This is a genomic window from Nonomuraea sp. NPDC003804, from assembly GCF_040610675.1.
In the GTDB taxonomy this organism is placed as follows: Bacteria; Actinomycetota; Actinomycetes; order Streptosporangiales; family Streptosporangiaceae; genus Nonomuraea.
Genome location: NZ_JBEXMT010000001.1, coordinates 164664 through 183276, shown reverse-complemented (window position 1 = coordinate 183276; position 18613 = coordinate 164664). Strand labels below are relative to the sequence as shown.

At 71.9% G+C, this 18613-nt stretch carries 17 protein-coding genes; 8 read left to right on the top strand and 9 right to left on the bottom strand.

The window, feature by feature from the left end; translation table 11 throughout:
* Positions 1 to 420 precede the first annotated feature (420 nt).
* Positions 421 to 3414: a septation protein SepH gene (gene sepH, locus ABZX22_RS00855; RefSeq protein WP_354904558.1), complete on the bottom strand. Its 2994-nt coding sequence runs from the start codon at positions 3412 to 3414 to the stop codon at positions 421 to 423.
* Between the two features lie 165 nt (positions 3415 to 3579).
* Positions 3580 to 4545: a S8 family serine peptidase gene (locus tag ABZX22_RS00850; RefSeq protein ID WP_354904556.1), complete on the bottom strand. Its 966-nt coding sequence runs from the start codon at positions 4543 to 4545 to the stop codon at positions 3580 to 3582.
* 112 nt (positions 4546 to 4657) lie between these two features.
* On the opposite strand from ABZX22_RS00850, the gene ABZX22_RS00845 reads away from it, so the two are divergent.
* Entirely contained in the window at positions 4658 to 5461 is an 804-nt protein-coding gene (locus tag ABZX22_RS00845) for a hypothetical protein (protein WP_354904554.1), read from the top strand.
* Here the strand turns inward: ABZX22_RS00845 and ABZX22_RS00840 are convergent.
* The 4 genes from ABZX22_RS00840 to ABZX22_RS00825 all read right to left on the bottom strand — a co-directional run bounded on the left by ABZX22_RS00840 (position 5458) and on the right by ABZX22_RS00825 (position 9022).
* On the bottom strand, positions 5458 to 5616 hold the full coding sequence (locus tag ABZX22_RS00840; protein WP_354904551.1) for a hypothetical protein: 159 nt from the start codon (positions 5614 to 5616) through the stop codon (positions 5458 to 5460). The two genes, ABZX22_RS00845 and ABZX22_RS00840, sit on opposite strands and share 4 nt — an antisense overlap.
* A gap of 71 nt (positions 5617 to 5687) precedes the next feature.
* Positions 5688 to 6980, bottom strand: coding sequence for a D-arabinono-1,4-lactone oxidase (locus tag ABZX22_RS00835; RefSeq protein ID WP_354904548.1), 1293 nt, complete (start codon positions 6978 to 6980; stop codon positions 5688 to 5690).
* 43 nt (positions 6981 to 7023) lie between these two features.
* Positions 7024 to 7743, bottom strand: coding sequence for a polysaccharide deacetylase family protein (locus ABZX22_RS00830; protein WP_354904546.1), 720 nt, complete (start codon positions 7741 to 7743; stop codon positions 7024 to 7026).
* A gap of 55 nt (positions 7744 to 7798) precedes the next feature.
* Positions 7799 to 9022 (bottom strand): MFS transporter, encoded by a 1224-nt coding sequence (locus tag ABZX22_RS00825; RefSeq protein ID WP_354904544.1) that lies wholly within the window; start codon positions 9020 to 9022, stop codon positions 7799 to 7801.
* 101 nt (positions 9023 to 9123) lie between these two features.
* Between ABZX22_RS00825 and ABZX22_RS00820 the strand changes: the two genes are divergently transcribed.
* Positions 9124 to 10221, top strand: coding sequence for a lytic transglycosylase domain-containing protein (locus tag ABZX22_RS00820; RefSeq protein ID WP_354904541.1), 1098 nt, complete (start codon positions 9124 to 9126; stop codon positions 10219 to 10221).
* Positions 10222 to 10252: 31 nt separating this feature from the next.
* On the opposite strand, the gene ABZX22_RS00815 is transcribed toward ABZX22_RS00820, so the two are convergent.
* Entirely contained in the window at positions 10253 to 11200 is a 948-nt protein-coding gene (locus ABZX22_RS00815; RefSeq protein ID WP_354904539.1) for a ferrochelatase, read from the bottom strand.
* Between the two features lie 39 nt (positions 11201 to 11239).
* Between ABZX22_RS00815 and ABZX22_RS00810 the strand changes: the two genes are divergently transcribed.
* Together ABZX22_RS00810 and ABZX22_RS00805 are read left to right on the top strand one after the other, a co-directional pair.
* On the top strand, positions 11240 to 13219 hold the full coding sequence (locus ABZX22_RS00810) for a S9 family peptidase (RefSeq protein ID WP_354904537.1): 1980 nt from the start codon (positions 11240 to 11242) through the stop codon (positions 13217 to 13219).
* Positions 13220 to 14023 (top strand): inositol monophosphatase family protein, encoded by an 804-nt coding sequence (locus ABZX22_RS00805; RefSeq protein WP_354904535.1) that lies wholly within the window; start codon positions 13220 to 13222, stop codon positions 14021 to 14023.
* A 79-nt stretch (positions 14024 to 14102) separates the two neighbouring features.
* Here the strand turns inward: ABZX22_RS00805 and ABZX22_RS00800 are convergent, their stop codons facing one another.
* Positions 14103 to 14267 carry a hypothetical protein gene (locus ABZX22_RS00800; protein WP_354904533.1) on the bottom strand — a complete coding sequence of 55 codons (165 nt, stop codon included), beginning with the start codon at positions 14265 to 14267 and terminating at the stop codon, positions 14103 to 14105.
* A gap of 228 nt (positions 14268 to 14495) precedes the next feature.
* Between ABZX22_RS00800 and ABZX22_RS00795 the strand changes: the two genes are divergently transcribed.
* The 4 genes from ABZX22_RS00795 to ABZX22_RS00780 all read left to right on the top strand — a co-directional run bounded on the left by ABZX22_RS00795 (position 14496) and on the right by ABZX22_RS00780 (position 17964).
* Positions 14496 to 15149, top strand: coding sequence for a response regulator transcription factor (locus ABZX22_RS00795; RefSeq protein ID WP_354904531.1), 654 nt, complete (start codon positions 14496 to 14498; stop codon positions 15147 to 15149).
* Positions 15146 to 16495: a HAMP domain-containing sensor histidine kinase gene (locus tag ABZX22_RS00790; RefSeq protein WP_354904529.1), complete on the top strand. Its 1350-nt coding sequence runs from the start codon at positions 15146 to 15148 to the stop codon at positions 16493 to 16495. Before ABZX22_RS00795 ends, ABZX22_RS00790 begins: the two co-directional genes overlap by 4 nt.
* Before the next feature lie 284 nt (positions 16496 to 16779).
* A complete protein-coding gene (locus ABZX22_RS00785; RefSeq protein WP_354904527.1) occupies positions 16780 to 17079 on the top strand; it encodes a DUF4193 domain-containing protein in 300 nt (99 codons plus the stop codon).
* A 51-nt stretch (positions 17080 to 17130) separates the two neighbouring features.
* On the top strand, positions 17131 to 17964 hold the full coding sequence (locus tag ABZX22_RS00780; RefSeq protein WP_354904524.1) for a hypothetical protein: 834 nt from the start codon (positions 17131 to 17133) through the stop codon (positions 17962 to 17964).
* 50 nt (positions 17965 to 18014) lie between these two features.
* On the opposite strand, the gene ABZX22_RS00775 is transcribed toward ABZX22_RS00780, so the two are convergent.
* A complete protein-coding gene (locus ABZX22_RS00775; RefSeq protein ID WP_354904522.1) occupies positions 18015 to 18611 on the bottom strand; it encodes a TetR/AcrR family transcriptional regulator in 597 nt (198 codons plus the stop codon).
* Positions 18612 to 18613 lie beyond the last annotated feature (2 nt).

Sequence of the window (18613 nt, the reverse complement as noted above, 5' to 3'; positions counted from 1 at the left end):
CGCCTGAGAGCTCGGCGGTCTGCTAGGTGGGTTCCGCCGGAGCGCTCCCCGGCCGAGCCCGCCCTTTTGGTCCGGCCTGCTGGCAGGGTCCTGACCGGGCCTGCTCTCTCGGGCGGGCCTGCTCGTCGGTTCGGGCCGGGTCTGCACGTCCTGGGCGGGTCCGCTCGCACGGCTCAGGCGTGGTTGGTTCGCGCCGGGGTTGCTCGCGGGGCTCAGGCCGTGCTGCTCCCGCCAGGCAGGGCTGCCGGCGCGGTTCGGGCTGGGTTGCTCGTGGGGCTCAGGCCGGGGTGGCTGGCGTTGTTGGGTCGGGTCGCGCGCTCCAGGTGCGGATGCGGGGAGGGCGCCGGGCGGCGCGTGCGCCCCCGATGACGCGAACGAGGGGCGGTCCCGTGGGACCACCCCTCGTGTCGGCTGCTCGCGTCAGTCCTGGCGGCGGGCGCCGAACATGATCTCGTCCCAGGTGGGCACCGAGGCGCGGCGGCCCCTGGAGCCCTTCTTGGGCTGGCGCGCGGCGGGCGCCGGCGGCGGTGACGGCACGGGCCCCGCGTCCCCCGGCTTCTTGGGGACGGGCGGCTTGGGCACCGGCGGCTTGTCCGGGACCGGCCTGCTCTCCTTGGCGCCCTCGTCGGTGCTCGGGCGCGCGGCGGGCACCTGGGCCTTCTCCTCGGGTACGGCCTGCCCCGCCGCCTTCACCGCCTCGGCGCCCTGCCCGGCCTCGGTGCTCTGTCCGGCCGCGGCTGCCGCCGAGCTCTGGACGGCTTCCTCGGCCTGGGGCGCCTTGGGCGTCTCCGCGTCCCTGTCGGCCTGGGCCGCCTCCACGGCGTCGGCGCTCTGCCCGGACTCGGTGACCTTGAGGTCCTCGGCGCCTCGCTCGGCCTCCGCCCCCTTCGAGACCTCACCGACCTCGCCGACCTGGTGACCCCGTCCGCCCTCAGCGGCCTTCCCGGGCTGCGCTGTCTGGTGACCCTGTCCGGCCTTGGGAACCTGCCCGGCCTGGTCAGCTTTCCCGGCCTGGTCGGTCTGCCTGGTCTGGTCGATCTGTCCGGTCGGGTCGGTCTGTCCGGCTGGGTCGGCCTGCCTGGTCTGGTCGGTCGCGTTCGCCGCCGGACTTCCGGCGCCCGGGTCGGTCGTTCCCGCGGTCGCGGTCGGTGTGCCGGTGCTCTGCTCGGTCACGTCGGCCTTTGGCGCCTCGGTGGCCTGGGCGGTCACATCGGGCTTGGGCGTTTCGGCGCTCACGTCGGGCTTCGGCGTCTCGGTGGCTGGCGCGGTCGTGGCGGGCTTGGGAGCCTCGGTGGCCTCGGCGCTTTCCGCTGGCTTCGGCGCCTCGGCGGCCTGCCGCGTGGCGGCTTCGGAAGTTCCTGCGGCCTGCTGCGTGGCGGCTGCCCCGGGGGTGTCCGCGGCCTGCGGGGTTGCTTCGAGAGTCTCGACCGCCTGCTGAGTCGCGGCGGCCCCGGGAGTTTCGGCGGCTTGCGGCGACTCGACGGCCTTCTGCTCTTGCACGGACGCGTCGGCTGCCTCCGCCGGCCCGTCGGCCGCCTGCGGCTGCCCGGCGAGGTCCGCGTCGACCCCCTGGGAAGCCTCGGCTGGAGTGGTCGCGGGCTGAGCGGCCTCCGGCTCGGCGGTAGCAATCTGCGCGGCCGCAGAGACGACCTCCGGCCCGGCAGGGGCGACCTGCGCGGCACCAGGGCCATCCTGCGCAGCGGTCGAAGCGTCCCGCGCGGCGGCAGGGCCGTCCTGCGCAGCGGTCGAAGCGTCCCGCGCGGCGGCAGGGCCGTCCTGCACGGCGGTCGATGCGTCCTCCGCAGTGGCAGGGCTGTCCTGCGCGGTGGTCGATGCGTCCTGCGCGGTGGCCACAGTGTCCTGCGCGGTGGTCTCCGGGGTCGTGGGGACGGCTTGCGCGGTCTCGACGGCGCCGTCGACAGGCGGGGACACCTCCCCGACCTCCTTCACCGCGGCGGATCCCTGAACAGCGGCCACGTCGGCGGGTGCCGGTGCGGTCGCGGCGTCAGAAGCAGGCTGCGCGGTGCCGGAAGAGGGCAGCTCGGCGTCGGAAGGGGGCCGCGCGGTGTCAGCGGTCCCTGGTGACTCCACGGCGGTGGCGGCCTGCACGGTCGCGGTGGCCTGCACGGTCGCGGTGGCCTCCAGAGACGCGGGGGCCTCCGGAGAAGCAGGGGCGGCGGAGGCAGGCGCGGGCGCGACGGCCCCAATCGTGTCCTCGACCAGCGGAGCGGCCGTGACCGGCGCCTCACCGGGCGCGGCGTCGCCCGTGGCTGCGGGAGCCGGGACGGCCTCGGCTCCGTCGAGCACGGGCCGGCCGACGGCGGAACCCGCAGAGCCGTGCGCGGGGCCTGTGGGCGCTTCGGGCGACGGCGACGGTGCGGGTTCGCGCACCGCGGGTGCGTAGATCGATTCCGGCTCCCGGGCGGCGCCGCGCCCCCCGGCCTCGGCCGTACGCGAAAGGCTCGGCGTCCACGCCGCGGGCGGCTCGGCAACGGCGGGATGCGCCACCGGCGGCGGGAAGGCCGTCGGATCCTGGCGTGCCACCGGCGGCGGGAAGCTCGTCGGGTCCTGGAACGCCGCCGGAGCGGGCGGCTCCTGCCTGGCCGCCGGCGCGGGCGCGTCGTGGTGGATCAAGGCGGCCGGCGGCTCGTGGCGGACAACCGGGGCGGGGGGTTCGTGGCGGGCCACCGGGGCCGGCGGTTCGTGGCGGGCCACTGTCGGGAACGGCACGGGCGGCTGCATCAGCGGCTCGGCGGCCAGCGGCGGCACCGGCTGCAGCTTGGCCACACGCGGCGCGAACGGGGTGACGGTGGTGTCCTCGACCTGCGGGTTCGGGTCGAAGTCGGCCGACGACAGCCGCATGGCCTCGTCGTCGTGCGGGGTGACGTGGCGGCGGCGCGGGTCGAACAGCCACTCGGCGTGCCGGGTGTGACCGTTCCACACGTAGCCGAGCTTGACCCGCCACATGCCGTCGTCGCGCTTGGCGGAGTCCCAGTCGATCTCGTCGGACGGCACGCCACGCCGGGTGAGCCGCTCGGCGACCAGGTCACCGAGCGTGGGGCCGGGGGCCGACTCCCCAGGCATGCGCACGGACACGCGCTGCGCCTGCTGGGCGACGTACTCCCTCTCCTGGAGCACGGGGCCCTCGAACCAGCGGACCCGCTCGACGGGGATTCCCGCGGTCGCGGCGATCTCCTCCGCGGTCTCCCCGGCTCGGATGCGGGCCTGGATCTCCTTGGGGCGCAACGGACTCTCCACTTCGATCTCGTACTGGCCGAGACGGGAGAAGTTTCCGCGGACGGCAGCGCGGAGCCGGTCGTCCACGGGAAGCGTGAAGCGGGTCCCTCTCCCGGCCGTCGCCAGCACGAGATAGGTGCCGTCCTCGCTCACCGCGACGAGTCGGAGCTCCTGCATGCGAGTCCCTTCGTCAGCGTCGTGCTCAATCTTCCCCCGGACCCTTGAGTCTCTCGCGTGTGCCGGTTGCCTGCCAGCACCGTACCCGGCATGTCCGAACATCGCCTTCATGGGACGGGCCCTGTTCGATGTGACGCCGGTCACATTTGATGTTTCCATCCGGAATTACAGCCCGCCACCGTGCAGCAGGAGGTTAGGCGTCCCCGAGGGATTCTGGCGAATCGCGTCACGCGTCGCCGTGAACTTCGGCCAAGTGGCCTGATCTGGCGGGTCGCCGGACGGTCGGGGCTCCAGGTGGCGGGCGAGGACGCCCGCCGCGCGCGGGGAGGTCACCACGGCCACTCCGGCCTCGCTGAGCCGACGTACGGCGGTGGCGAGGGCGGGGGAGTCGCCGGAGTCGACGGGCAGGGTGGCCACGGCGGGGCGGTGGGCGTGCCTGCGCACCCAGTCGAGTCCCGCGATCACGTCGGACAGGCGGCCGGAGCCGTCGCAGCCGAGCACCTTGACCGAGCCGACGTGGGCGCCGGGCGCCCTGCCGTACGGGCTGCCGGCCGCGATGGCGGCGGCGCGGGTGCCGTGCGAGCCGCAGAAGCGGCCGTGCGCGCCCGTGGCGTCGAAGGCGTGCCAGGCCCGGCCGCCGAAGTCGGGACGGGTGACGTCGACGCCGGTGCCGAGCACGTAGACGGTGACGCCCCTGCCGGTCGAGGGTGAGCGGTACGGCCCGGCCGACGCCAGGCCGAGCGCGTGGCCCGGCCCCGGCTCGCCCACGCGGCTCCCGAGATCACCCGCGCGGCCGCCGAGTCGGAGCGCCCGGACCCTGCTGTCGGGTTCCACCGCGCTCACCCGGGCGTCGGCGCGCAGCTCGGCCGCCTCCGCCGGAGTCAGCACGGTGGCGAAGCCGGGCAGCGCGGCGGCGTAGTAGCGGCGTACCCGCCAGCGCGCGTCGCCGACCAGTGCCCGGGCCTCGGCTTTGCCGACGGCGGTGACGATGGAGGGGCGGGGCGGCTCGTCGGGCACGGTGAGCGTGGCGGCGGGTGTCACGACAGAGGCCACTACGGGGGCCGCTGTGGTGACCGCCGTCGCCACGGCCGCGGCGGCATAGACGGAGGGCAGTCCGAATCGGCGGGGCACGAGGGTCCAATCTGCTGTCACGCAGGTCACAGGAACAACAGGACACGCGGTCGCGTCTAGTTACGAAGAAGCTCTTTACCGAACGCGTGACAAGAGGGGACTGATCCGGGGGATGAGCGGCGAGCAGCAGAAGTTCGAGCTGAGCGTGCCGCAGATCGCAGGGGGAGCGCTGGCCGCGGTGACCGCGGCTGTCGCGGCGTCGTACCTCGGGGTGGCGGGGACCTTCGTCGGCGCGGCCGTGGCGAGTGTCGCCAGCACGATCGGCGGCGCTGTCTACACGCACTACCTGAAACGCGCCAACGAGCAGATCAAGCAGCATACGGTCGTCGCCTGGCGCGACCGGTCCGAGCCGCCGGCCCGCGTCGAGGGAGCGGGGGAGCTGGCCACGGCGGTGCAGGCCACCGTGCGGGAGGAGGGCGAGTCCGCGCCCACGCTGGTGATGGCCCCGGTGGCGCCGAAGCGACGGCTGCCGTGGCCCAAGCTGCTGGCGGCCGCGGCGCTGGTGTTCGCGATCAGCACCGGGGTCATCCTCGCCTACCAGGCGCTGGCCCACGAGACTGTGCACGAGACGGTGACCGGCAGGTCCAGCGTCGTCCAGCAGAAGAAGGAGCCGAAGCGCGAGCGGGAGGAGCCGGTGGCGCCGCCGTCGTCCGAGGCGCCGCAGTCGCGGGAGCCGGCGACCACGCCCACCCCGTCTCCCACGCCGACGCCGACGCCGACCCCCAGCCCGACGCCCACCCGGACGCCCGCCGCCACGCCCACGCCCACGCCACCCGCGACCGAGCCCACGCCGGAGCCCACCGGCTCGGCCACCGAGGCGCCCACGCCCGCCGAGACGCAGGGCGACAGGGGCACCGAGCCGGACCAGGACGCGCCCGCCGAAGACCGTCTCGAGCAACCGCCCGGCCAGTCCTAGCGCTTTCCGGCCTCATCGCGACGCAGGAAGCTTCGGATGTCGTCGAGGCCGTCGAGCGCCCGTCCGTCCTCGTGCAACGCGGTACCGACCAGAGCATCCGCCGCGGCGGCCTCCAGCGAGCGGTCGCCCAGCGCCCGCTCCAGCGTCTCGAGCACCACCTCATGGGGCAGTGCTGAAGGGTTCCCGAAGCGCCGGTGCGCATCCACCTGGAGCGCGGCCCCGGCCCTCAGGCGCCCAGGACGGTGTCCAGGTAGGGATTGGCGAACACCCTGCCGGGGTCGAGGCGGTCGCGCAGCGCCACGAAGTCGGCGAACCGCGGATACACCCCGCGCAGGTAGGCGGCGTCCCTGGTGTGGAGCTTGCCCCAGTGCGGCCGCCCGTCGAGGCGCGTCATGATCTCCTCGACGCCCTCGAAGTAGGCGGGGTTCGGGGTCGGCCGGTAGATGTGGCAGGCGATGTAGGCCGACGGCCTGCCGTACGCGGTGGACAGCCAGGCGTCGCTCGGCGGCGTGACGCGCACCTCGATCGGGAAGGTGATCTTCCAGTCCATCCGCTCGACCAGGTCCCTGGTCTCGCGCAGCGCCTGGCCGAGCCGTTCGCGGGGGACGGCGTACTCCATCTCCAGGAAGCGCACGTCACGCACGGAGGTGAAGACCTTGTAACTGGTGTTCACCGATTCGGAGTCGCCGAGGAAAGCCGCCGACAGCACGTTGAGCCGGGGGATCGCGGCGGGGAAGCGCCCGCCGATGCCGCACAGCGCCCCGAAGAGGGTGTTCTCCAGGAACACGTTGTCCAGCCAGTGCTTGACGGCGCCGGGCGGGCTGGCCGGGCCCGGGTGCCGGTTGTTGGTCTTGACCAGGCAGGCGTCGGTGTGGGGGAGCCAGAAGAAGTCGAGGTGCTCGTTGTCGGCCGTCATCGCGTCGAGGCCGTCCAGGATGTCGCTCAGCGGCATCGCCCTGCGCCGGTTGTGCAGCAGGAAGGAGGGCTCGACCCGGAAGGTGACGGCGGTGAGCACGCCCAGCGCGCCGAGCCCGACCCTGGCGGCGTCGAACAGGTCGTCACCGGGGACGGCCGTGGCCACGGAGCCGTCGGCCAGCACCATCTCGAGCTTGACCACCTGGTCGGCCAGTCCGCCGGTGTCGCGTCCGGTGCCGTGGGTGCCGGTCTGGATGGCGCCGGCGACCGTCTGCGCGGTGATGTCGCCCATGTTGGCCAGCGCCAGGCCGCGCTTGGCGAGCTCCTCGTTGAGCACGCTGAGCGGGGTGCCCGCCAGCACGCACACCGAGCTGGAGCCGTTGTCCCTGGTGACTGACCGGATGCCGGTCAGCTTGTGCGGCCTGAGCATGATGCCGTCGGTGAGGGCCACCCCGGTGAAGGAGTGGCCCGTGCCGACCATGCGGACGCGGCGCCCGCTCGCGGCGGCGTCCTGGACGGCCCGCGCCACGTCCTGCACGGAGGATGGGGTGCGCACCTCGGCGGGCGTGGCTGACTGGTTGCCTGCCCAGTTCGTGAAGACCATGCGCACCCCTCCGGAGCAACGTTCGGTTAAACGCGAACGATACTCACTTTTCCCATCCTTCGGGAACGGGGAAGATGTCGCCCGGCTGCAGGTTCTGGCTCTTGACGACCTCGGAGACCGTCACGAGATGGTAGCCCTTGCCCTGCAACGTCTTGATGAGCGCCGGCATCGAGTCCACGGTCTGCTTCACCCAGTCGTGCATGAGGATGATGCCGTCCTGCTTGGCCACCGCGAGCGTCTGCTTCTTGATGGCCGCCTCGTTCTTGGACTCCCAGTCGCGCGAGCCGCCGGTCCACAGGATCATCGGCATCCCGAACTCCGCCGCGATCTCGGAGACCTGCAGGTCGGCCAGCCCGTACGGCGGGCGCAGCAGCTTGGGCTCCACGCCGGCGGCCTGCTTGACGGCGTCCTGGGTCTTCTTGATCTCGTTCCGGATGGCCCCCGGCTCGAGCGTGGTGAAGTTGGGGTGCTTGTAGCTGTGGTTGCCCAGCTCGTGCCCTTCGGCGGCCATGCGCTTGACGAAGGCAGGACGGCTCGTCACGTACTGGCCTTCGAGGAAGAACGTGGCCTTGGCGTTGTACTTCTTCAACGTGTCGAGCAACTGGCCCGCGTACTGGCCGGGGCCGTCGTCGAAGGTCAGCGCCAGGCACTTGACCTGGGTGCAGTCGACCTCTTTGGGGGCGGGTGCGGCTGTCGCGGCGGCGGGGGTCGATGCGACCGTTACCGCGGCGATGGCCAGAAGTGAAAGGAGATGTCGGGACATAGCAGACTTTCGTAGGTTGAGGGGGTGTCTGAGGGGATCTCCCGACCGTAGCGGATCATCCTTTGGCGGGTGAAGGAGCCTCAGGAAGTCTCAGCAAACCCGAACCTCCGATGCCGACGACGGCCGCCAGCAGCGCACACGTCAGCGAGAAGCCGTAGGCGTTGGAGGCGCCGAACGCCTCGGTGAGCCGCCCGCCCGCCCACGCGCCGACCGCCACGCCGAACCCGATCGAGGTGGAGATCCACGCCATGCCCTCGGTGAGCAGCGACGGCGGCACCAGCCGCTCGGTGAGCGAGAAGCCGGTGATGAGCGTCGGCGAGATCGCCAGGCCCGCGATGAACAACGCGATCGCCATGACCGGCGCGCTGCCGATGAAGGCGATCGGCAGCAGGCCGACCGCGAAGACCGCCAGCGCCCTGACGAACCTGGCCCGCAGCGACACCTTCCACGCCCGCGAGCCGAACCACAGGCCCGACACCATCGAGCCGCCCGCGAAGGCCGCCAGCAGGAAGCCGGCCATGCCCTTGACGCCGTGCTCGTCGGCGAAGGCCACCGTGATCAGGTCGACCGAGCCGAAGACCGCCCCCAGCGCGAGGTAGACGCACGACAGCAGGGCGATGCCGGGGATGGTGATCGGGCTGCCGCCGACGTGCCGTACCAGGGCGACGGGAGGCTCGGTACGGCGCTGCATCGCGAACGCGAGCGTGCCCACCAGCATGAGCACCAGCGCCACGATCAGCCCCGCGAACGGGTTGACCATGGTCGCCAGGACGGTCACCGTCGCGGGCCCGGTAACGAAGATCACCTCGTCGGCCACCGACTCGAACGCGAAGGCGGTGTGCAGCCGTGCCGAGCCGCCCAGCAGGTGGGACCAGCGCGCCCGGACCAGCGACCCGAGGGAGACCGAGCTGGCGCCGACCACGAAGCCGGAGACATAGAGCGTCCAGCCGGGCAGGCCGAGGGCCGCGCATAGCATGAGCGCCGCCATGGCCGCGCCGTTGACCAGGGCGAGCGGCGTGATGACCCGGCCCTGGCCGAACCTGTCGACCAGGCGGCCCGACAGCGGGGCGGCGATGGCGTAGGAGAGGTTGGTGACGGCGGCGACGGCGCCTGCCGTGGCGTACGAGCCGGTGATGAAGGAGATGAGCAGGACGATGCCGATTCCCAGCATCGACATCGGCATCCTGCCGATGAATCCCGCGACGACGAAACCCTTCACGCCGGGCATGTTGAACAGCCCCCGGTACGGCCCGACCACTTGCGTCCCCCTACTCTTCAAGCGTTCAACCTTTGCGCACCGTGTGTCCGGACAGCAAGTGATTTTTCGCCTGATCGTCTAACGTGGCGCAGGTGTCTGCTCTTCCCTCTGTCCGGGGACTCATGATCGTTCTCGCCGTCGTGGTGTCGGTGGGCGCCGCGGGCGCGTTCGCGTTCACGATGAGCGAGGAGAAGAAGAAGGGCGCCGATCCCGCCCCGCCCGTCGTCCTCAAGGAGGAGACCCCGCGGCTCGACCAGCTGGTGCCGGTCAAGGAGTTCGGGCAGGGCGGCCCGGGGGTCTCGGTCACGCCGCCGCGCGTGCTGGGCATCGCCCGGGCCACGGTGCCCAAGGACACCCGCCTGGCCCTCGGCGGCCTCAAGCACGTGCAGAAGGTGATCGTGGTGGACGCGGGCTCGGTCAGGATCTCCGGCACCGGCGTCAACCTCCTGGCCGTCGACCCCGCCGAGTACCGCTCGTGGACCCCGCAGGCGGTCGCCGACCAGCCGGAGGTGTGGAGCGCGCTGGCCAGGGGCGAGCTGGTCGCCGACACCTCCGCCGCCCGCAGGTTCGGCCTGGTCCTCGGCGCCACCTACCAGATCGACGGCGGCCCGAGACTGCGCGTGGCCGCCTCCGCCACGCTCGGCCTGCCCGGCGTGGACGGCGTCGTCAGCGCCGAGGTCGGCCGCAGCCTCGGCCTCATGCAGGGCGTGGCCGTCCTCCTGCACGGCAAGGAGGGCAAGATCCGCGAGGCGGGCGTGCGCCGGCTGCTGGGCAAGGACACCCAGGTGGTCACCATCGGCCGCGCCCCCGCCCGGCCCCGGCCGCAGAAGCAGGTGGTACGGCAGGGCAGCTACCTGGACCTCTACAAGTCGGCCGCCACCCGCTGCCCCGGCCTGTCGTGGACCGTGCTGGCCGCCATCGGCCAGGTGGAGAGCTCCCACGGGCGCAACAACGGCCCGTCGAGCGCCGGCGCCCTCGGCCCGATGCAGTTCATGCCCGCCACCTGGAAGGCCTACGGCGTCGACGGCGACGGCGACGGCCGCAGGGACATCTGGAGCCCCTACGACGCGGTGCCGGGCGCGGCCAACTACCTGTGCGCCAACGGCGCCGGCCAGGGCGGGCAGAAGCTGCGCAAGGCGGTGTGGTTCTACAACCACTCCTGGGACTACGTGAACAAGGTCCTCGGCCTGGCCGACGCCTACGCCCGCGCCTACACCTGACCCCGCCCCGCCTGACCCCGCCGGCCCCGGTCTACGAGGGGCGCCGCACGGGCGCCGGGCAGCAGGTCAGCGGGCACGCCACCGGCTCCGGCTCGTCCATCAGTTCGCGCACCATGCGTACGAAACGCGGATGCGTGCCCGCCGTCGCCGCCCGCTCCAGCGGCAGCCCCAGATCGGCGGCCAGCTGCCGGGCCTCGACGTCGAGGTCGAAGACGACCTCCATGTGGTCGGAGACGAAACCGATCGGCACCAGCACCACGGCGGGCGCGTTCGTCTTGCGCAGGTGGTCGAGCACGTCCGGCTCCAGCCACGGCACCTGCGGCGGGCCGCTGCGCGACTGCCACACCAGATCCCACGGCTCGTCGCGGCCGAGCGCCTGGTTGACCAGCTCGGCCGACCTGCGCAGCTGCGCCTCGTAGAGCCCGCCGGAGGGGCCCGCCGTCTCGGCCATGGAGACGGGGATGCTGTGCGCGGTGAACACCAGCCTGGCGTCGTCGCGGCCCAGCCGGTCGAGCGCCTGCCTGGTGTGGTCGGCCAGCGCGGCCACGAACCCCGGATGGTCGCCGAAGTGGCGCATCTTGACCAGCTCGGGCCCGCCCTCGAGGGAGATGCGCCGGATGTCCTCGTAGTACTGCCGGCAACTGGAGTAGCCGGCGAAGGCCGAGGTGGCGAAGACCGCCGCCTTCCTGACCCCGTCGGCCTTCATCTGCTTGACCGTGTCCTCGCCGAACGGCCGCCAGTTGCGGTTGCCCCAGTAGACCGGCACGTCCAGCTCCGGGCGCAGGGCCGCCATCAGGTCGCGGTTCTGCTGGTTGATCGGGCTGACCCCGCCGAAGGACTGGTAGTGCTCGGCCACCTCGAGCAGCCGCTCGCGCGGCACCCCCCGGCCCCGCACGACGTTCTCCAGGAACGGCATCACGTCGTCGGGCCCCTCGGGACCGCCGAAGGACAGCAGCAGCAGCGCGTCGTAGTTCCCCACGCCGGTAAGCCTAGGCGGACCACGATGTAGGTTCGTGACGTGAGCTCATTCAAGGATATTCGAGACTACGTTGCCATCCCCCGAGTTCTCTCGCTGAAGCTGTCGCCGGACGGATCCCGGCTCGTCAGCGCCGTCCAGTCGCTCAATCCCGACGGCAAGTCGTACGGCACCGCGCTGTGGGCCATCCCCGTGGACGGCGAGCCGTACCGTCTCACCAGGAGCGCCAAGGGAGAGACCGGCACCGAGTTCACCTCGGCGGGTGACGTGCTGTTCACCTCACGCCGTCCCGATCCGACCGTCAAGGACGCCGACGAGGAGGTGCCCGCCCTCTGGCTGCTGCCGCGCGCCGGCGGCGAGGCCCGCCAGGTGGCCGCCCGCCCCGGCGGTATCGCCGCGGCCAGGACGGCGGGCGACGTGGTCGTCTTCGCCTCCGACGTGCTGCCCGGCGACGAGGCCGCCGACGAGGAGCGGCGCAAGGCCCGCAAGGACGCAGGGATCAGCGCGATCCTGCACGAGGGATACCCCGTCCGCTACTGGGACCACGACCTCGGCCCCGGCCGTACCCGCCTGTTCGCCGGCAGGCTCGGCGCCGACCGGCTGGAGGACGTGCGGGATCTGACCCCCGACTCCGGCAGTTCCCTCGGCGACCACCTGGACTTCGCCCTCACCCCCGACGGCGCCACGGTCCTGAGCACCTGGGCGGTGCCGACCGGCGCGGGCCAGCAGCGGATCGAGGTGGTCGCGATCGACGTGGCCACCGGCGAGCGGCGCACCCTGTTCGCCGCCGACGACCACGACTTCGAGGGGCCGCTGCGGATCTCGCCCGACGGCGCCCGCGTGGCCTGCTCGCGCAGCCGCCACACCGCGCTCGACGTCTCGGCCCGCTCCGAGCTGTGGATCGGCGAGATCGCCACGGGCGAGGGCAGGGTCCACGCCGACGACCTGTTCCCCACCGACCTGGCGTGGGCGGCCGACTCCACGGCCGTCTACCTCGCGGCCGACCACCAGGGCCGCCGCCCGGTCTTCCGCGTCTCCCTCGACGGCGCCGTCACGCGGCTCACCGCCGACGACGCCGCCTACCTGGCGCTCAACGCCTCCGCGGACGGCCGCTTCCTGTACGTCCTGCGCAGCGGCTACCACGCCCCCGCCACCCCGGCCAGGATCGACACCGCCACCGGCGAGGTCGTCGAGCTGCCCTCGCCCGCCCCCGCGTTGGAGCTGCCCGGCACGCTCACCGAGCTGACGGCCGTGGCCGACGACGGGCAGGAGATCCGCGGCTGGCTGGTGCTGCCCAGGGACGCCTCGGCCGAGAACCCGGCCCCGTTCCTGCTGTGGATCCACGGCGGCCCGGTCGCCTCCTGGAACGACTGGTCGTGGCGGTGGAACCCGTGGATCATGGCCGAGCACGGCTACGCCGTCCTCATGCCCGACCCCGCCCTGTCCACCGGCTACGGCCAGCACATGATCGACCGCGGCTGGGGCGACTGGGGCCCGCGCACGCTGGCCGACCTCGACTCCATCGTCGACGAGGCGCTCAAGCTGCCCGAGATCGACGAGACCCGACTGGGCGCGATGGGCGGCTCCTTCGGCGGCTACATGGCCAACTGGGTGGCCGGGCACTCCGACCGCTACCGCGCGATCGTCACCCACGCCTCGCTGTGGAACCTCGACCAGTTCGCCGGCACCACCGACGCCTCCATGTACTGGCAGCGGGAGTTCGGCGCGCCCGGCTCCGAGCGGTACGGCAAGCTGTCCCCGCACGTGGCCCTCGACCGGATCAGCACGCCGATGCTGGTCGTCCACGGCGACAGGGACTACCGGGTGCCGATCGGCGAGGCGCTGCGCCTGTGGTGGGACCTGCAGCGCAGCGACGTCGAGTCGAAGTTCCTCTACTTCCCCGATGAGAACCACTGGATCCTCAAGCCAGGGAACGCCGTCGCCTGGTACGAGACGGTGCTCGCCTTCCTCGCTCAGCACGTGCTCGGCCAGGAGTGGAAGCGCCCCGAGTCGGTGGCGTAGATGACCGACTTCGCGGCACTGGCCACGGACATCGCCCGCGAGGCGGGCGACATGCTGCTGGTCAAGCGGCCGAGCAACCCCGAGGTCGTGCAGACCAAGTCGAGCCCCACCGACGTGGTCACCGCGCTCGACCGGGCCTCGGAGGAACTCATCAGGGCCAGGATCAGGCAGGCCAGGCCCGACGACATGATCCTCGGGGAGGAGGGCGGCGACACCCCGGGCTCCAGCGGCGTGCGGTGGGTCGTCGATCCCATCGACGGCACCGTCAACTTCCTGTACGGCCTGCCCGAGTGGGCGGTCTCCATCGCCGTCGAGGTGGACGGCAGGATCGTCGCGGGAGCCGTCAACGTGGCGCCGCGCGGCGAGCTGTTCAGCGCCTCCCTCGGCGGCGGGGCCGTCCTGCACAAGGACGGGCTCGCGCAGGAGCGGCTGCGCTGCAACAGCGGGGTGCCGCTGGCGCGGGCGCTGGTGGCGACCGGGTTCGGCTACGACGCCGCACGGCGCAGGGTGCAGGGGCAGATCGTGGCGGCCGTGCTGCCCGCCGTACGCGACATCAGGCGGGGCGGTTCGTGCGCGATCGACCTGTGCTCGGTGGCGGCGGGCCGGGTGGACGCCTACTACGAGCGCGGCATCAACTACTGGGACCACGCCGCGGCCGGGCTGATCGCCACCGAGGCGGGGGCCAGGGTCGGCGGCCTGCACGGCAGGCCGGCCGGCGGCGAGCTCACGATCTGCGCCGCGCAGGGGCTGTTCGAGGAACTGCACGACCTGCTCGTGCCGCTCGATCCCGAGCGCGACGCCTGACCGGTGGGGTGCGGCGCACCCCGGGACACGACGACGGCCGGAGCCTACGGGCTCCGGCCGTCACGCGTGCGGGTGGGGTTCAGCGCGGCAAGGGGACGCCGTGGTCGTCGGCCAGGCGGCGCAGGTCCTCGATCTCCGCGGTGAGGGTGTCGGCGAGGTAGTCGTCGCCGACGGACCTCGCCTCGTCGAGACCCTTGTAGGCCTGGCAGAGGCGGCGTTCGATCGTGATCGTGAACTCGCCCATCTCACCTTCTCTCTCACATGCATCTCGGGGGCGGCGCGTGCGGTCATGGGGGTTCCACGGCACGCGGCGATGAGTGTCTGCCGGGTGTACCCACCCCGGCCGCGGTCCGAAACCTCCGATCGCGTGTGCCCTGCGTCACGCTGCCGCCGAACATGGCTTACCGTGCGTTTATCAGGGATGTGGGGACAATGAAGCCACATCGAGGAGCAGGGAGAGGGGCCGGCAGCCGTGCGGGTGCTTGTGGTGGAGGACGAGCGGGTGCTCGCCGACGCGATCGCGACGGGGTTGCGTCGTGAGGCCATGGCCGTGGACGTGGCCTACGACGGCGGAACGGCGCTGGAGAAGACCTCCTACATCGACTACGACGTGATCGTGCTGGACAGGGACCTGCCGGTGGTCCACGGCGACGAGGTGGCCCGCCGGCTGGTCGCCGACCGCAGCGCCTCCCGCATCCTCATGCTGACCGCCGCGGGCGACGTCGACGACAAGGTGGAGGGCCTCGGCCTCGGCGCCGACGACTACCTGGCCAAGCCGTTCGTGTTCATCGAGCTGGTGGCCCGGGTGCGTGCCCTCGGCCGCAGGTCGGCGCCCGCCCTGCCGCCGGTGCTGGAACGTTCGGGGGTACGGCTGGACCCCGGCAAGCGCCTGGTGGAGCGCGACGGCAGGGAGATCCAGCTGACGAAGAAGGAGTTCGCGGTCCTGGAGGAGCTGCTGCGCGCCGACGGCGCCGTGGTCAGCCAGGAGGACCTGCTGGACAAGGCGTGGGACGAGAACATCGACCCGTTCACCAACGTCGTGCGCGTCACCATGATGACGCTGCGCAAGAAGCTCGGTGAGCCGCAGGTGATCGAGACCGTCCCGGGAGTGGGATACAAGTTGTGAGCGACGAGCAGGACCGCCCGGCGGTCCCCACCCATCCGATGATCAGCCCGCACTCGGAGCGGGCGAGCATGACACGGACGCGGGTGGAGCAGCTGGGCCAGGGGGACGGGGACAGGGACGGGCAGCGGCCGCCGCAGGAGGAGGCGTGGGACGGCCCGCCGCCCATCCAGCCGGCGGCCGAGGAGACGATGGCCGAGCGCATCAGGGTGATGCGCGACAGGGTGAGCATCCGCTGGCGGCTCACCCTCACCTACAGCGCGCTGTTCTTCGCCGCGGGCGCCTTCCTGCTCGCGGTGATGTACCTGATCGTCAGCGCGGTGCTGCACCAGGGCTTCTCCTTCACCCTGAAGCTGCCGCAGTGGGCGCCGGAAGGGCTGGCCGAGTCCCTGAACGACCAGTCCCAGCTGTTGATGAACAACAACATCAACCTGATCCTGGAGAACCTGATCAGGCAGTCGATCATGGTGTTGATCGGGGTCGGCATCCTGGCGCTGATCCTCGGCTACTTCGTGGCCGACCGGGCGCTGCGTCCCGTGACGCAGATGACCGCGACGGCCAAGAAGCTGTCCGAGAGCAACCTCGCCCACCAGCGCATCGACCTCAAGGGTCCGCAGGACGAGCTGAAGGAGCTGGCCGACACCTTCGACGCGATGCTGACCAGGCTCAACATCGCCTTCGACACCCAGCGCAGGTTCGTCGCCAACGCCTCGCACGAGCTGCGCACGCCGCTGACCATCAACAGGACGGTGCTGGAGATCGCGCTGTCCGACCCCGAGGCGTCCGAGGACCTCAAGGCGCTGGGCCGTACCCTCCTGGAGGTCAACGCCCGCAACGAGAAGCTGATCGAGGGCCTGCTGCTGCTGGCCAGGAGCGAGCGCGAGCTGCGCGTGCGCAAGCCGGTCGACGTCAAGGAGGTCGCGACGACGGCCGTGGAGCAGCTGGCGCCCTTCGCGGCCGAGCACGGCGTCACCGTCACCACCGAGCTGTCGGCCGCGCCGACGCTGGGCGACCCCGTCCTGCTAGAACGCTCCATCAGCAACCTGCTCGAGAACGCCGTCAAATACAACATCCCAGAAAACGGAAAAGTCTGGATCCGGACGGGAATGGTGGACGGGGCACTGGTTGTTCAGGTGGCCAACACGGGACAGCATGTCCCGGCGTACGAGGTCAACAGCCTGTTCGAGCCCTTCAGACGGCTCCACGCCGACCGCGTGGACTCGGCGAAAGGCTCGGGTCTCGGCCTGTCCATCGTCCGCGCGGTCGTGCAGGCGCACGGCGGAAACGTGGCCGCGGTGCCGCGCGACGGCGGAGGACTTGTCGTGACCATTCGACTTCCCGGGCGCTAGTCCGGCGTGTTGATCTGACGGGGGAGTCTCGTTCGCGCCGTACATGTGGTTGGATGTGCCGTCGAACACGGTGGTGCATGCCGCCAATGCTGTGTGTTTCGCCATATTTGGCTAACCACGGGCCGTTGGTAGCACGCCCCAACGTGTCGGGAGGTTCAGCAGCCGTTCCTTCGGGGTACCGATGCACAAATCTCCCGGAGGAATCGGGCACAAGATGGGCCTCTCGGACGTTAGACACGCGCGACGAGCGCGAGACCATAGATGAGGGGGATGGAGCGAGCACAATGGCAACCGACTACGACAGCCCGCGCAAGACCGACGACGACCTGGGGGAGGACAGCCTCCAGGAACTCCAGGCGCGGCGCACTGACAAGTCGTCCGGCAGCATCGACATCGACGAGACCGACCTCGCCGAGTCGCTGGAGCTGCCCGGTGCTGACCTGTCGAACGAGGAGCTGTCCCTGCGGGTGATCCCTCGCCAGGCCGACGAGTTCACCTGCTCGCGGTGCTTCCTTGTGCACCACCGCAGCCAGCTGGCCTCCGAGAGGAACGGGCAGCAGGTCTGCAAGGAGTGCGCCGCCTGACGGAGAGGGCACCTCATCGTGTCATCCAGGAATGAGGAGCGGGACGACCCTGTGAACGACCCGACGGTCGCAGAGTCGTCCGCTGCCTCCACCGTGGACGAGGATCGCGAACACGAGGCCGCGGACCTCGACAACGAGGTAGGCGAGCTCGTCGGCCGCCTGGTGCGGCCCGGTGAGCTGAAGAGCGCCGAGCGGCGCAGGCTGCTCGGCCGCCTCGGCGCGGCACTGTCCGAGGGAGCCAGGAAGGCGCAGGCCTCGGGCGTCGGCCGGGGCAGGTGGCTGGCCGAGGTCTTCCTGAAGATCGCACCGCGCATCCCCATCCGAGACCTCGCGACCCTGTCCGACCACCACCACGGCCTCACCGGCGAACAACTGGCCGACGATCTCGTCCGCACCGCGCAGAAGGCGACGATGACGATCGGCGCGATCGGCGGGGCACTGGCCGCCGCCGAGTTCGCCGCGCCCCCGCTGCTGCTGTCGGCGCCCGCCCAGCTGGTCGCCGAGACCATCCTGGTGGCCGCGATCGAGGTCAAGCTGCTGGCCGAGCTCCACCAGGTCTACGGCGTCGAGGTGCCGGGCACGGGCACCCAGCGGGCCGTCGCCTTCACCGTGGCGTGGTCCAAGCAACGCGGCATCGACCCCCTCGCCCCCGCCTCGGTCACGCTCGCGCTGGGCGGGGCCGCGAAGACGGCGCTCCGCAACAGGCTGATGCGGACCCTCGGACGGCACCTGACGACGTTCGGCCCGTTCCTGACCGGAGCCGTGGCCGGTGGCGCGCTCAACCGGGCCGCGACCAGGCGACTCGGCGCGGCGATCCGCGCCGACCTGCGCATCAAGGGGTCGGCCCTGCCGCGGCCCGCCGCCGACGCCGAGCTCGAGAGCTGATCCGCGCCCAGGTGGCGTGGCCCTTCCCCCGTCGCGCCCCTGGGTCCGCGTCAGCGGGTGCGCAACCCGTCGAAGGCGATCGTCAGGATCGCCTCGGCCAGCTCGTCGGCCGATCCGCCGCGTGACGGCTGGTACCACTCGGTGATCGAGTTGACCGTGCCGAACAGCAGCCGTGTCACCAGCGCGGGATCCACGTCCGGTCTGATGTGCCCCTCCGCCGCGGCCTCCTTCACCAGGTGGCTGACGAACCTGTCGAACTTCCTCCGCCACTCGAGCGCCTGCTGCTCGGTGGCGCTGTTGCCGCGCACCCTCAGCAACAGTGTCACGTACGGCAGGCGTTCGACGAGGATCGACACGCTGCGCCGGACCACCCACTCCAGCCGCGCGATCGCGGGGCCCGAGGTGGCCATGGGGTCGGCGATCATCGTGAACAGGCCGTCCAGCGCCCGGTCGAGGGCCCGGGCGAGCAGCTGCTCCTTGCCCGGCACGTGGTAGTAGATCGCCGACTTGGTCATCCCGAGGGCGCGGGCGAGGTCCTCCATGCTGGTGCCGTCGTAGCCGCGCTCGTTGAACACCGTCACGGCCGTGTGCAGGACGGACTCGGGGTCGTGCCCGCGCCCGCGCTGACGGGTCGGAGTGGTGGTCATGG